12 protein-coding genes are annotated in these 13,436 nt (G+C 73.3%); 6 read left to right on the top strand and 6 right to left on the bottom strand.

The features are described 5' to 3' along the window. Positions 1 to 377 precede the first annotated feature (377 nt). The 3 genes from WA788_RS14455 to WA788_RS14445 all read right to left on the bottom strand — a co-directional run bounded on the left by WA788_RS14455 (position 378) and on the right by WA788_RS14445 (position 3,036). Complete coding sequence (locus tag WA788_RS14455; protein WP_335977184.1) at positions 378 to 1,151, bottom strand: bestrophin-like domain; 774 nt, start codon at positions 1,149 to 1,151, stop codon at positions 378 to 380. Positions 1,152 to 1,234: 83 nt separating this feature from the next. Continuing rightward, entirely contained in the window at positions 1,235 to 1,420 is a 186-nt protein-coding gene (locus tag WA788_RS14450; RefSeq protein ID WP_335977183.1) for a hypothetical protein, read from the bottom strand. Positions 1,421 to 2,145: 725 nt separating this feature from the next. Next, the gene (locus WA788_RS14445) at positions 2,146 to 3,036 is read right to left on the bottom strand and encodes an AurF N-oxygenase family protein (protein WP_335977181.1); all 891 of its coding nucleotides are present in this window, start codon (positions 3,034 to 3,036) and stop codon (positions 2,146 to 2,148) included. Positions 3,037 to 3,210: 174 nt separating this feature from the next. On the opposite strand from WA788_RS14445, the gene WA788_RS14440 reads away from it, so the two are divergent. Together WA788_RS14440 and WA788_RS14435 are read left to right on the top strand one after the other, a co-directional pair. After that, positions 3,211 to 4,320 (top strand): ferritin-like domain-containing protein, encoded by a 1,110-nt coding sequence (locus WA788_RS14440; RefSeq protein WP_335977180.1) that lies wholly within the window; start codon positions 3,211 to 3,213, stop codon positions 4,318 to 4,320. A gap of 222 nt (positions 4,321 to 4,542) precedes the next feature. Next, entirely contained in the window at positions 4,543 to 5,538 is a 996-nt protein-coding gene (locus tag WA788_RS14435; RefSeq protein ID WP_335977177.1) for a polysaccharide deacetylase family protein, read from the top strand. Here the strand turns inward: WA788_RS14435 and WA788_RS14430 are convergent. After that, the gene (locus WA788_RS14430) at positions 5,516 to 7,006 is read right to left on the bottom strand and encodes a penicillin-binding transpeptidase domain-containing protein (protein WP_335977175.1); all 1,491 of its coding nucleotides are present in this window, start codon (positions 7,004 to 7,006) and stop codon (positions 5,516 to 5,518) included. The two genes, WA788_RS14435 and WA788_RS14430, sit on opposite strands and share 23 nt — an antisense overlap. Continuing rightward, positions 7,003 to 8,493, bottom strand: coding sequence for an FtsW/RodA/SpoVE family cell cycle protein (locus WA788_RS14425; RefSeq protein WP_335977173.1), 1,491 nt, complete (start codon positions 8,491 to 8,493; stop codon positions 7,003 to 7,005). The genes WA788_RS14430 and WA788_RS14425 overlap by 4 nt, the downstream gene beginning before the upstream one ends. A 106-nt stretch (positions 8,494 to 8,599) precedes the next feature. Between WA788_RS14425 and WA788_RS14420 the strand changes: the two genes are divergently transcribed. Beyond that, positions 8,600 to 9,268, top strand: a complete 669-nt coding sequence (locus tag WA788_RS14420; protein WP_335977170.1) for a pentapeptide repeat-containing protein — start codon at positions 8,600 to 8,602, stop codon at positions 9,266 to 9,268. A 489-nt stretch (positions 9,269 to 9,757) separates the two neighbouring features. After that, a complete protein-coding gene (locus WA788_RS14415) occupies positions 9,758 to 9,925 on the top strand; it encodes a hypothetical protein (protein ID WP_335977168.1) in 168 nt (55 codons plus the stop codon). Between the two features lie 519 nt (positions 9,926 to 10,444). Here the strand turns inward: WA788_RS14415 and WA788_RS14410 are convergent. Next, positions 10,445 to 11,452, bottom strand: coding sequence for a helix-turn-helix transcriptional regulator (locus WA788_RS14410; RefSeq protein WP_335977166.1), 1,008 nt, complete (start codon positions 11,450 to 11,452; stop codon positions 10,445 to 10,447). Between the two features lie 210 nt (positions 11,453 to 11,662). On the opposite strand from WA788_RS14410, the gene WA788_RS14405 reads away from it, so the two are divergent. Both WA788_RS14405 and WA788_RS14400 read left to right on the top strand, forming a co-directional pair. Then, the gene (locus WA788_RS14405; protein ID WP_335977164.1) at positions 11,663 to 12,811 is read left to right on the top strand and encodes a Gfo/Idh/MocA family oxidoreductase; all 1,149 of its coding nucleotides are present in this window, start codon (positions 11,663 to 11,665) and stop codon (positions 12,809 to 12,811) included. A 63-nt stretch (positions 12,812 to 12,874) separates the two neighbouring features. Continuing rightward, positions 12,875 to 13,276 (top strand): hypothetical protein, encoded by a 402-nt coding sequence (locus WA788_RS14400; protein WP_335977162.1) that lies wholly within the window; start codon positions 12,875 to 12,877, stop codon positions 13,274 to 13,276. Positions 13,277 to 13,436: the final 160 nt, after the last annotated feature.

The raw sequence follows: 13,436 nt of genomic DNA, 5'->3' as shown, positions 1-13,436 counted from the left end.
ACGACTCCCGAAGCCGTCCCCAACGGACACGACGGTGTCCCGTCCCGGGTCGGCCGGCATGGACTGACCGAAATCGCCCCTTTTGGGCTCGCCTCGGCGATACCCCGGCGTCGAGGTCGGCCTGGAGAAGCTGCCGGGCGGAGTCCGCGTAGCGGATGGCGGTCTTCTCGTCGATGCCGAAGACGAGCGCGAGGTGGAGTGGGTCGGCGCCGTGGGGGCTCAGGAGAGGCGAGCGGCGGCGGAGGGGGTGGGGTTCGGGACGTTCGTATATTTGTGGCGCCGGGGCGAAGGGCAACTCTGCGGCATCACCCGTGGGCGCCGTAAATATGCAGTCCCGAACCCCACCGCCGGAGTCGCCGCGTCACCGGGAAAGAACGTCAGCGGGGAGTGTCGAGCTGGCTGAAGCGGGTGGTCGCCAGGGTGAAGGCGGTGGGGCGGACGCCGAAGGGCTGGCGGAAGGCGGAGTTGAGCTGGGCGGAGAAGCAGATCGCGAAGGCGACGACGGCTCCGACGAAGCAGAGCGCGGCGAGGTGCCGCGGTGTGGCGGTGAGCCCGAGGAGCGCGGGGAAGGCGACGAGGAAGGCGCCGACGACGAGCATGGCGATCCAGGTCACCCGCGGCATCTGCCCCTTGACCTGGGCGGCGCGTTCGGTGCGGTCCTGGTAGACGGAGTTGAGCGCGGTCTGCGCGGCCGCCTTCGCCGTCTGCGGCCCGGCCGTGGTCGCGGGCGCGGCCCGCACCGCCGAGCGCACGGCGTCCAGGTCGCGCCAGGCGGCCGCACTGGTCCGCCCCCGGGCCAGTTCATGGAACTCCGCCCCCCGCACCTCCCCGGTGTACACCCGCAGCAACTCCCGCGCCCTGGCCCGGTCGGCCGGCGCCAGCCCCCCGACCGCCCAGTACGCGTCCGCCAGCGCCCGCGCCTCGTCGTACGTCCCCTCCCGCGCGTCGCTGAGCGCGGACCAGCTCCCGGCCACCTGGAACCCGGTGAGCAGGATGAACGAGCTGAGCAGCACCGCGCCGATCAGCGACTGCGCCTGCCCGCCGAACTCCCCGGCCGCCGCCCGCCGTCCCGTCCCGAGGAACCGCCCGAGCAGCAGCGCGAGACACCCGCCGCCGACCGTGGCCAGCAGCGAGACGACATAGATGGACATGGCCACTCCCTGGGTACGGGCACCGGACGGGCGGTCAACGCGAAGCACCTCAACGGCAATGCGGTCCCAACGGCAGTGCGGCCTCAGTGGCGGCGCGGCACCCCGCGCGGTACGGCCGCCGCCAGCACCGCCGGCAGCAGTACGGCCACCAGCGCCATCCCCCACCACCGGTCCCAACCCCCCTCCCGGCCGGGCACGGCGGCCTCCTGCCCCGCCTCGTAGACGTCCTCGCCCGACGCGTGGACGGCCCGGCCGCCCGCACCCGCCACCCCCACCGGCAGGCCGGCCGACGGCGCCGCGGTCGCAGCCGCACCGGACGTCGCGCCGCCGGACGCCGGTGGACTCCCCGGAACGCCGGCCGTGGAACCCGCCGCCGGACCGGCCGACGGCCCCGCCCCCGCACGCGTCGGCGCCCCGGACGAAGGAGCAGCCGAGGTCGGCGCGTTGGACGACGGCGTACCCGACCCGGGCGCCGTGGACGTCGGAAGGCCACCGGAGGGAGCAACTGACGTGGGAGCACCGGAGGTGGGAGCGCTGGACGTCGGCGGCCGGGACGTCGGCGCAGCCGATCCGTACGGCCCGATCCGCACCACCACCCCGGCCAGCACCACGACCACACACCCGCCGTCCCCCGACCCGCCGTCCCCCCGCGCCGGGGCGGCCTGCCCGACCCCGCCCGCCGCCAGTACGGCCATCCCCCCGGCCACCACCGCCACGGCACCCCGCACGCACCACCCGCCCCAACGGGTCCTCGGTCTCCCCATTTTCATAACTATTAAGCTAAATGGCCCAGATGGGCGACACCCCCGGAACGCCCCGCAATGACGCGAACCCCCTCACCCGCCGCGCCCCGCCCACCCGAACTGTTCGACCATGCCCCCGCCGCCGTTCCGAAAGCCGAACGTACGTCCGCTGAAAGGCCGGCGACCCGGGCCGCGCGGCGGCGAGTTCCGGCCACCGGCGAGGGTGGGGCGGCGGAGGGCGGCGCCAGCCCCTACAGCAGCCCCGACGCCCGCCACAGCGGCATCGACGGCCCCCTGAGCAGCCCGATCTCGTCGAAGAAGTCCATCAGCTTCTTCGCCGAGTGCCGCATCATCTCCCGCCGGTGCCCACTCTCCTTCACCGCCGCGACCGCCTCCGCGGGGTTCAGGCCGACGCTCGCGTAGACCTGGGGGCTGATCAGGGAGCGCGCGATGACCCGGGCGGCCTCGGCGGACATGGTCCGGGTGAGCATGATCTCCCACCGCGGCGCGGTCTCCATCTGCCGGCGCAGCTCCTCCCGCGCGTACCTGATGTGCCGGGCCTCCTCCACGACGTGAATCCGCGTCACCCCGCGGACGAAGGGCTGGACCCGCTCGTCGGGGAAGGTCAGCCGCTGCATCCAGTCGAGGATCTCCTCGGCGAGGAGGGTGCCGGTGAAGGAACCCGGCGTCGTGGAGAACGTCTTGAGGATGCGCCCCAGGGAGTGGTCGAGGCGGGTCGGCCCGTAGGTCGGGGTGCCGAACTTCGTGACCGCGCGGGCGAACATCTTGGAGTGGCGGCACTCGTCCGCTATCTCGGTGAGCGCGTACCGCACGTGCGCGCTGGTCGGGTCGAGCGAGTACGTGTGCCGCAGCAGCAGCTGCATGAGGATCGTCTCGAACCACACGCCCGACGCGCACAGCGACGCCGCCTCGTGGCGGGACAGTTCGCGCTGCTGCTCCTCCGGCATGCGCCGCCACAGCGGGGTGTCGTAGAGCGAGACGAGCTCCGGCGGCCAGAACCAGGCGCCCTCCTCGAAGGGGGCCTCCCAGTCCAGCTCCGTGTCGGGGTCGAACGAGTGCTTCGCCGAGGCGGTCAGCAGCCGCTCTGCCGTCTTCTCCCGGCTGATCAAGGTTGCGTCCATGGTGAACCGGCCTCCGCCGCACGAGGGTTACCTTGGGTACGGTTCTTATGAGACTCTGTGTCAACAAGCCCGTCAAGTCCCCGTGCGACAACGGTGACGACGCCCACAGCGCCCGTGCAGAACCCCCACAGCGCGCCCGCAGAACATCCGCAGCCGCCCGATCGGAGTGTGTCGATGTCGACGGAAGGTCTCTACCCGCAGCCCCCCACCGAGTGGACGTGGCAGGTCCCCGCCCACGGCGCCGCCCGCTTCTCGTGGGAGTACGACGACGGCCGCGACCGCCTGCTCGCCCTCTACCAGAAGGGCAAGGACAAGCAGTGGGACGCGGTGCGCCGCATCGACTGGGACCTGGAGGTCGACCCGTACGACCCGCTCGGCACCCCCGACGAGGCGATGACCCTGTACGGCACCCGCTACTGGGACGCGATGAGCGCGGGCGAACGCGGGCTGCTGCGCCAGCACTACACCTCCTGGCAGTTCAGCCAGTTCCTCCACGGCGAGCAGGGCGCGATGGTCTGCGCGGCCCGCATCGTGGAGTCGGTGCCCGACCTGGACGCGAAGTTCTACTCGGCCACCCAGACCATGGACGAGGCCCGGCACGCGGAGATCTACGGCCGGTTCCTGCACGAGAAGGTCGGGATGCTGTACCCGATCAACGACAACCTCCAGGCGCTGCTCGGCGACACCCTGCGCGACTCCCGCTGGGACATGCCCTACCTGGGCATGCAGGTGCTCATCGAGGGCCTGGCGCTGGCCGCGTTCGGCATGATCCGCGACACCACCGACAAGCCGCTGCCGAAGCAGATCCTCGCGTACGTGATGCAGGACGAGGCGCGGCACGTCGCGTTCGGGCGGATGGCGCTGCGCGACTACTACAAGCAGCTGTCGGACGCCGAACTGCGCGAGCGCGAGGAGTTCGTGATCGAGGGCTGCTACCTGATGCGGGACCGGCTGCGCGGCACCGAGGTGCTGGCGAACTTCGGCATCCCGCCGGCCGAGGCGGTCGCGCTGACCGAGGAGTCGGAGTTCCTGCACCTGTTCCGCAAGCTGCTCTTCAGCCGGATCGTGCCGTGCGTGAAGGACATCGGGCTGTGGGGGCCGCGGCTCCAGAAGGCGTACCTGGACCTGGGCGTGTTCGACCTGGGCGACTCCAACCTGGACCTGCTGATGACCCAGGACGAGGAGATCGCCGAACGCCTGGACGCCGAGCGGTTCGCGGCCGAGGAGGCCGCCCGCGTCGCCGAGGTGACCGAGGCGGTGGCCCGGGGCGCCGACGGTTCCTGACGTCGCCGGTCCCTCCCGTACCGTGGGCCCCGGGGGTCTCGCGCCCGGGGCACCGGTGCGCCGCCTCGCACGGCGGCGCCGTCCGGATTCTGTAACGGTGCCGGTACCGCTGACCAGGCGCGGAACCGCGGCTCGGGCGGTGGCATCTATCCGACCGAACGCGGACGGGGAGACCTGCCGCCGCAAGGAGCCGAGCGAGACGGAAAGCGGGCGGGGAAGCACATGACGGAACCGGGGCAGATACCGGAGCAGCCGTACGGGCCGGGCGAGTTCACCGGGCCGGGCGAGTTCGGGCCGGCGGAGTACGGGCCGGCCGACCACGGATCGGCCGGGTACGGGTCGGCCGGGTTCGGCGGACCGGGCTGGAACAGCAGCGGGCCGCAGCGGCCGCGCCGGTTCACCCCGCGGTTCGTCGCGATCGCCGTCGCCGTGGCCGTCGTCGTCCTCGCCGCGGTGGTCACCGCGGTCGTCTCGCCCGGCTCCGGCCACTCCGCCTCCGCCGCCTCCGGCCCGACCGGCACCAACCACTCCGCACAGCCCGGCAGCGGCGGCACCGGCGGCACCGGCGACGGGAAGTCCGGCGGCAAGGGCACGAACCAGCAGTACCCGGTCGTCCCCGACTCGATCGTGCACGCCGCCGAGGCGTCCGGCAAAGCCGTCAACATCACCATCGACGACGGCCCGGACCCGGTCTGGACCCCGAAGGTGCTGGCGGTGCTCAAGCAGCACGGCGTGCACGCCACCTTCTGCATGATCGGCCCGCAGGCCCGCGACAACCCGTCCCTGGTCCGCGAGGTCGTCGCCGCCGGCCACCGGCTGTGCGACCACACCGTCCACCACGACGAGGGAATGGACAAGAAGTCCGTCGCCTACCAGCAGTCCGAGATCCGGGACGCGCAGCAGATGATCGAGACCGCGTCCGGCGGCGCCCGGGTGTACTACTACCGCGCGCCCGGCGGCGCCTTCACCCCGGCCAGCCGCGCCTTCGCCGCCCAGCACGGCATGCGCCCGCTCGGCTGGAACGTCGACACCGAGGACTACCAGCGCAAGGGCGTGTCCACCATCGTCAACACCGTCAAGTACGAGATCGGCAACGGCCCGACCATCCTCTTCCACGACGGCGGCGGCGACCGCTCGCAGACCGTCGCCGCGCTCGACCAGACCCTGACCTGGCTCCAGCAGCAGGGCTACGCGTTCAGCTTCCCCCAGGTCGGTTGAGCCCGGCCGCGGGCTGCCGCAGCACCGCCGCCATCACCGCGCGGGCGATCGGCGCCGCGTTCCCGCCCCCGGAGATGTCCGCGCGCACCGCGTCGGCGTCCTCCACCACCACCGCGACCGCCACCGCCGCCCGGGTCCCGCCGGGCGGCTTGGCGTAGGACAGGAACCAGGCGTACGGCGTACCGGTGTTGGCCAGGCCGTGCTGCGCGGTGCCGGTCTTCCCCCCGACCACCGCGCCCGGGAGCGCCGCGCTGGTCCCGGTGCCCTCGGTGACCACCCCCTCCATCAGCTCCTGGAGCGCCGCGGCCGTCCGCGCGTCCACCGCCTGGTGCAGCAGGTGCGGCCGGGCCTGCGAGACGGTGCTCCCGGCGTGGTTGGTCACCCGGTCCACCAGGTACGGCGCCATCAGTCGCCCGCCGTTGCCGACCGCCGCGGCCACCATGGCCATCTGGAGCGGCGTCGCGGTGGTGTCGTACTGCCCGATCGAGGACAGGGCCACCTGGTCCGGGCTCATGACGGTGTCCACGTTGCTCTTCGCGACGCTCGGCGGGATGCGCAACCGGCTGTCGTTGAAGCCGAACAGCTCCGCCTGCGCCACCACGTCCGCCGCGCCCAGGTCGGCGCCGAGCTTGGCGAACACCGTGTTGCAGGAGTAGCGGAAGGCGTCGTAGACGCTGGCGTCGCGGCAGCCCGCGCCCTCGTTGGTCAGCGCCACGTCCGTGCCCGGCAGCCGGTACGGGTCCGGCGAGTTCGTCGGCGCCCGCAGATCGGTGACCTCGCCCGCGGCCAGCGCGGCGGCCGCCGTGACCACCTTGAACGTCGAACCCGGCGGGTACGTCTGGCGGATCGCCCGGTCCAGCATCGGCTGCTGCGGGTCGGCGTTCAGCCGCTTCCAGGCCGCCGTCACCGACGCGCCCGCACCCGACAGCAGCCCCGGGTCGTAGGACGGCGAGGAGACCAGCGCGAGGATGCGCCCGGTGGCCGGGTCGAGCGCGGCCACCGCGCCCCTGCGCCCGGCCAGCCCGTCGTACGCGGCCTGCTGCGCGGCCGGCTCGATCGTGGTGTGGACGTCGCCGCCGCGCTGCCGGGCCCGGGTGATCTCGCGCCACAGCGGCTGGTCGTCCAGCGCGCCCGACGTGCCGTCGAGCAGGCTGTCCTCGGTGCCCTCCAGCAGGGTGGCGCCGTAGGTCTGCGAGGAGAAGCCGGTCACCGGCGCGTACAGCGGGCCGTCGGCGTAGCTGCGGACGTACCGCAACGGGCCGCCGGCCGGCCGCGATCCGGTGACGGCGCGGCCGCCGGCGAGGATGTCGCCGCGCGGCTGGGCGTAGCGGGCGATGTCCGCGCGCCGGTTGGCGGGGTTCGCCGCGTAGCCGCCGGCTGCCACGAGCTGCACGCGGGTGGCGTTGGCGAGCAGGGCGAGCAGCAGCAGGAGGCAGAAGACGGCGGCGTGCCGTACGCAGCGGTTCACGCCGGGTTCCCGGGCAGTTGCGGGCGTCGGCGTTCCGGGGCCGGGCCGGGCGGGTTCGGGCCGTTCGGTCCTTGCGCGTTCGGTCCTTGCGGGTCCGGGCGGCGGGCCCGGTCGCTGATCCGCACCAGCAGCGCCACGACCAGCCAGTTCGCCACCACCGACGAGCCGCCCTGCGCCAGGAACGGCATCGCCATGCCGGTCAGCGGGATCAGGTCCGTCACCCCGCCGGTGACCACGAACACCTGGAGCGCCACGATCGACGCCAGCCCCGCCGCCAGCAGCCGCCCGAACGGGTCCCGGGTGGCCAGCGCCGCCGCGAAGCCCCGCGCCACCAGCAGCGCGTACAGCGCCAGCAGCGCGCACACCCCGGCGAGCCCCAACTCCTCGCCCACGGTGGCCAGCACGAAGTCCGACTTCGCGGCGAAGCCCACCAGGTAGGACGAGCCCCGGCCGAGCCCGGTGCCCAGCGCCCCGCCGTCGCCGAACGCGAAGAGCGACTGGGCGAGCTGGCCGGGCCCCTGCCCGGCGCCGATCGACGCGAACGGATGCAGCCAGTCCCGCACCCGCGCGTGCACATGCGGTTCGGTCGCGCCCACCGCCACCGCGCCGCCCGCCTGCAGCGCCAGCCCCGCCGCGGTCCACCCGACCCGCCCGGTCGCCACGTAGAGCATCACCACGAACAGGCCGAAGAACAGCAGCGACGTGCCGAGGTCGCGCTCCAGCACCAGCACGCCCACGCTCGCCAGCCACACCGCGATCACCGGCCCCAGCACCCGCCCGGTCGGCAACTGGAGCCGCCGCAGCCCCTTCAGCCGCCCCGCCAGCGGCAGCGGGCGGCCCGCGTACGCCAGCGCCGCGCGGTTCGCCGCCAGGTAGCCGGCGAAGAAGACCGCCAGCAGCACCTTCGCGAACTCGCCCGGCTGGATGGAGAACCCGGCCACCCTGATCCAGATCCGGGCCCCGTTCACCGCCGGGAAGGCGATCGGCGCGGCCAGCAGCACCAGCGCCGCGGTCACGCTCACATAGGTGTACCGCGCCAGCACCCGGTGGTCGCGCAGCACCAGCACCGCCACCGCGAACAGGCCCACCCCGCACGCGGACCACACCAGTTGGGCCGGCGCCGCCCGCGGGCCGAGCACCGGCTCCAGGTCCAGCCGGTGGACCAGCACCAGCCCCACACCGTTGAGCAGCACCGCGACCGGCAGCAGCAGCGGGTCGGCGTACCGGGCCCGGGCGCGCACCGCGAGGTGCGCCAGCAGCGCCAGCCCGCCGAGCCCGGCGCCGTACGACAGCGCGTCCTTCGGCGCCGCGCCGCTGCGGGCCAGTCCCACGTCCGCGTAGCCGCAGACCGAAATGGCCACCGCGGCCACCAGCAGGCACAGCTCCACACCGCGGCGGGCGGCCGGGCGGGGCCGCGCCGCGCCGGTCTGGGCGGCCGGGTGGGGCGGGGTGGGCGGGGGAGGAGCGGTCGCCGACGTTGCGCTCATGGGCGGTCACGCTAGCAACCGCCGACCGGTATGTCCGTTAAGTCGCCTTGCGTGCTGGTGTTCGCCACGGCCGGCTCTGTCGGTGCCCCGGCCTAGGGTGATCGGTATGACCGCCGTGCCCCACGCCCCGGACGACCTCGCCGACCTGCCGTACGCGCACCTGCTGCGCCCGCACACCGGCCCGTTGGAGGTCGAGGGCGACTACGACACCGTGCATCTGGACCGGCTCGACGTCCCGCCGGGCGGCCGCGCCGCCGGGTCCCGCTTCCTCGAATCGGCCGTCACCGACTGCTCCTTCGACGGCACCGACCTGCGCGGCGCCCGGATGAACGACCTGTGGGCGTCCGGCACCCGCTTCACCGGCGTCTCGCTCGCCGAGAGCACCTGGCTGGACTCGGCGCTCGTCGGCTGCTCGCTCGCCGGGGTCGAGGCGTTCGGCGCGGTGCTGCGCCGGGTGGTCTTCCGCCGCTGCAAGCTCGACTCGGTCAACCTGCGCGCCGCGCGGCTGGACGACGTGGTCTTCGAGGACTGCGTGCTGCGGGACGTCGACCTCGGCGGCGCCCGGCTGACGGGCGCGGCCTTCCCCGGCAGCCGGCTGGAGCAGGTCCGGCTGGGCCGGGCGGAGCTGAAGCGCACCGACCTGCGCGGCGCGGTCGCCATCGACCTCGCCGACGGGTACGACAGCCTGCGCGGCGCGGTGATCGGTTCGCACCAGCTGCTGGACCTCGCTCCCGCGCTGGCGCAGACCCTCGGCATCACGGTGCGGGACCGCTGAGGATTGCGCGAACGTGCCTGCCCCGCACGCCACATGGCTCGCGTTCCGACGCCCCAGGTCACAGGGCTGACCGCGGTTCTGCTGCGCGAACGCGCCATTGCGGATTCCGGCCGGTCGGTGGGCATTGTCCGGATCACCCGGTTCCTGGTTCTCTCTTCTTACCGCCCCCGGCGAGGAAGGAACGACTCAGTGCAGGAGACCGAGTTCCGGAGCGCACACCATCTGTGTGTCGAGACGGACCCGGCCCTGTGTGAGCCTTGCCAGGAGCGGCTGGATCGGCAACTCGCCTTGCTTCCCCGGGTATACGGCGAGTTGGAGGCACCCCTCGTAGCGGCGCCGGACTCCGGCGATCGTGAGACCGGCACTGCCCGGCCCGGCATCCCCCTGAACGGGCCGGCTGTCGAGGCGCGCGCCGCTGTACGAGGCACTCTTGCCTCCTGGGCCGATCTGATGGTCGAGGGCCGCACCGTCCGTCTCCCCCTGCGGACGGTGCCGGCCCTCGCGGCCTTCCTCCGGAGGCATCTCGGCTGGCTGGCCGTACATCCGGCCGCCGAGGACGCCGCCGCGGACATCGACGCGGTGCTCCGGCAGGCGCTGCGGGCCCTGCGACCCCCCACCTTCTCCGCGACCCCCACCTCCACCGGCCGCGCGGCCTGACCCCCCACTACCTCTCACCCCACCCACCCACCCCGAACTTCCTGCGAAGCCGTTCCCCCCACACACAACGGCCCCCCACACGCAGGAAGCGCTGTACGGCCCGTGAATCATCTCGGGCCGTACAGCGCGAATCGCACGCTGCCGGTGCTTACGCCGGCGGGTACCAGATGAGCGGAGACGCGAGGTTGCCAGTGGTGTCACTCGACGCGATGGCCGCGGAGTGTGCTGCTGCGGAGTGCGACGGGCTGACTGCCGACGGACCGGCGGCGGATGCGTCGGCCGCGACGGCGACAGTCGTGCCGCCGATCGATCCGAGTGCAAGCGCCAACGCGGCGACGGCGGGCACGTGAGCCCTGAGCCATTTACGCGACATTGGGTTCCTTAACGGTCAAGGCCGGGGGGGAGCCTGGGATGGTGCGTTATGCGTAAATATGCATAACGCCTACCAGCATGCCAAGCGGCCAACTGGAATGCCACGTTCCGTGGGTGCGAAAGTACGCCATGGCGTGGACGCGCACGTCAGATCAGGTCATTGGTCGCAGCAAGCACCCCGGCCTGGAATCGGCTCTCCGCATCAAGATAGCGCATCACCTCTGACACCAGGCGACTCACGGTGCGCAATGACACCCCTAGTTTTCGGGCAATGCGTTCGTCGGTCAGGCCGTTTGCGAGTAGGCGCAGGGTGGTGCGGTGCTGCTCGGTGAGTTCGCTGTTGTCGTCCTGGCCGGTCTGGCCTCTGCTGCTGTACGGCACGGCGCGCAGCCAGCAGTCCTCGTACATGGCCAGGTAGCAGCGGACCAGGACCGGGCCGCGGATCACTACCGCCGGGCCGTCCGGGTCCGACGGCTCCGCTCGGGTGAGCGCCGTGTGTTCGTCGGCCACCAGGAGATCGAACGGCACCTGGGGAATGAGCCGGACTTCCGCGCCGAGCGCCGCGAGGTCGGTGAGGTATTTCCGTTGCCGTGGACCGGAGTTCACGCTCTGGCCGTAAATGGCGCGCACACGGATGTTCTTCTCGATGAACGCGCGGTCGGAATCGAGCGAGCTCTCCAGGAATTCCGGCGGCGGCAATGGGCCAGGGTGCATGGAGGACACGACTTCCGATACCGTGGCGCCGAAATCGCGTACGAATTCCCGGCGGCGGGCCGGCCCGCTGAGCACCTCCACCTCGACGTCGGCGGGTTCCCTGGTCACCATGGGGCGGTAGCGCTCCATCAGGGTCTCGGCCGCCTTGACCACGGAGGTCAGCTCGTCACGCTGCGCGACGAGAGTGTCCCGCTGCTTGGCCAGCAGGCTCATGATCGCGGTGTCGGGTTCGACCGAGTCCATCTTGCCCGGGCGCCAGCTCGGACGTACCAGGCCCAGCTCGTCCAGTTCCTGCCAGCCGGCCGCGGCCTCCTCCAGGGTGAGGCCCAGGCTCTCGTTGACCTTCTCGCGCTCGCTGGAGCCGCTGGCCAACAGCGCCCGGTATATCGCGAGTCCGATCGCGGCCGCATCCGCGTCCCCACGTCGTGCCGTACCGGCCACGTCTGCTCCCCCTCACTCCACGCGCTGTGCTGCTCCGGCAGGCCCGAGCCGTCACCGAGTCCGCGCCCGTAGCGACTTTAGCAATGGATGCGGCGGGTGCCAGGGGCGCTGCTTCGCCGTCCTTTGCCGCGGCCTCGGAAGGTGCCGGACATAATCGATCACGTGTCCGCCGAATGTCACCATTCCGGCGTGCCGGAGAAGGGGTTTCCGATGGCAGAACGGGCAGGAATCGGCGGGGAGCGGGCGGGCGGGGGCCCGGTGCCCGTGGTGCTGGTGGGCGCCGGGAAGGTGGCGCACGCCGCCCACCTGCGGGAACTGCGCGACCTCCCGGACGAGCTGCACCTCGCCGCCGTGGTCGAGCCGGACCCCGCCCACATCGCCGCCCTGCACCGGGTGGGCCTCGGCGTGGTCGACCGGTACGCATCGGTCACCGCGGCCGCCCGGGCGGGCGCCCGGGCCGCGCTGGTCTGCACCCCGTGGTGGACGCACCGCGACGTCGTCCTGGAGTGCCTGGCCGCCGGCCTGCCGGTGCTCTGTGAGAAACCCGTCACCCTCGACCCCGCGGAGATCGAGGAGCTGGCCGCGGCCGAGCGCCGCACCGGCCTGCCGGTCACCGCCGGGTACATGAAGCGGCACGACCCGGTGGTGCGGCTCTTCCTCGACCACTGCCGGGCCCGGCTCGACCGGGCCCGCCGCCTGACCGTGGACATCCACGACCCGAACGCGCCGCACCAGGTCGCACACCTGCTGCCGTACGACCCGCCGCCCTTCGGCCCGCAGCCGCCGCCGGCCCGGGAGGCGCTGGCCCGCGCGCTCGGGCCGGCCGCCTCTCAGGCGCAGCGGGAGGCGTACGCCCGCGGGCTCGGCGGTTCGCTGATCCACCAGGTCAACCTGGTGCACGCGGTGCTGGCCGGCAGCGGCCGGGAGCTGGCCGGGCGGCTGCTGCACGCCGACGGGTGGGCCCAGGGCGCCGGGGTGAGCTGCCGGTGGCGGCCCGACGACGGGCTGCTGGTGGACATGACCCACCAGCGGCTGCCCGCGCACCGCCGCTACCGGGAGGTGCTGGAGTTCACCGCGTCGGACGGTGTGGCCACTCTCACGCTGCCCTCGCCGTACGCGCGGGACGAGGCAGCCACGCTGACCGTGCAGAGGTGGGACCCGGCGGGCGGGCCGGCCGAGCGGCGCGTGTACACCGCCGAGCCGGGGCAGACCGGGTTCCGGCGCCAGCTGCTGGCCTGGGCGCGGCAACTGCGAGGGGAGCCAGGGCCGCGGGGCGCGGCGGGGGAGGCGCTGCCGGGGCTGGCGGATGTGCGCACGGACACGCGCGCGGTGCGCGAGGCGGCCCTGCGATTGGCGTGACCTCCGGCGGACGGGGGTAGCCGGTCAGCAGAGGGGGTCCCCGTTCTTCGGAGGTGACCGCAGATGCTGATCCTGCTGGGACTGCTGCTCCTCGCCTGTACGGCCGCGTTCGTCGGGCTCGCCATCGCCGACAACCTCGGCGGCGGCCCGCACTACGACGTGACCGTGCTCGGCCACCACATCGCGACCATGAACGGCCTCGCGCTCTTCTGCGCCGGGCTCGCCCTCGCCCTGATCTTCGGGCTCGGCTGCCTGATGGCGATGGGCGGGGGCGCGCTGCACCGGCGCAGGTCGCGCCGGTACCGGGCGCTGCGGCACGACGCGGCCGCCGCCGACCGCGAGCGGGACGCGCTGGTCGCGCGGCGGGAGAACGAGGAGGCGGCCGCGGCCGGGGCGGGCGCGCAGCGGGTGAGTCCCGCGCACACCGGGTCCCGCCGCCACGGCCGGCACCTGTTCGGCCACTGACCGCCACTGGTCGCCACTGACCGTACGCGCCGGACGGACCGCACCGGCCGTACGGCACCTCCCGCACGAAAAAACGGCGGCTCCGGGGTCACCCGGAGCCGCCGAACGAGTGCAGTGACGGCCCCGGGGGGGGATGGGGGCCGCCACGCAGGTCCTACGT

Origin of the sequence: Streptomyces sp. CA2R106 (assembly GCF_037034245.1) — a bacterium.
Classification (GTDB): domain Bacteria; phylum Actinomycetota; class Actinomycetes; order Streptomycetales; family Streptomycetaceae; genus Actinacidiphila.
The sequence above is the reverse complement of the archived record's forward strand: the minus strand, read 5'-3'. Positions and strand labels throughout refer to the sequence as shown.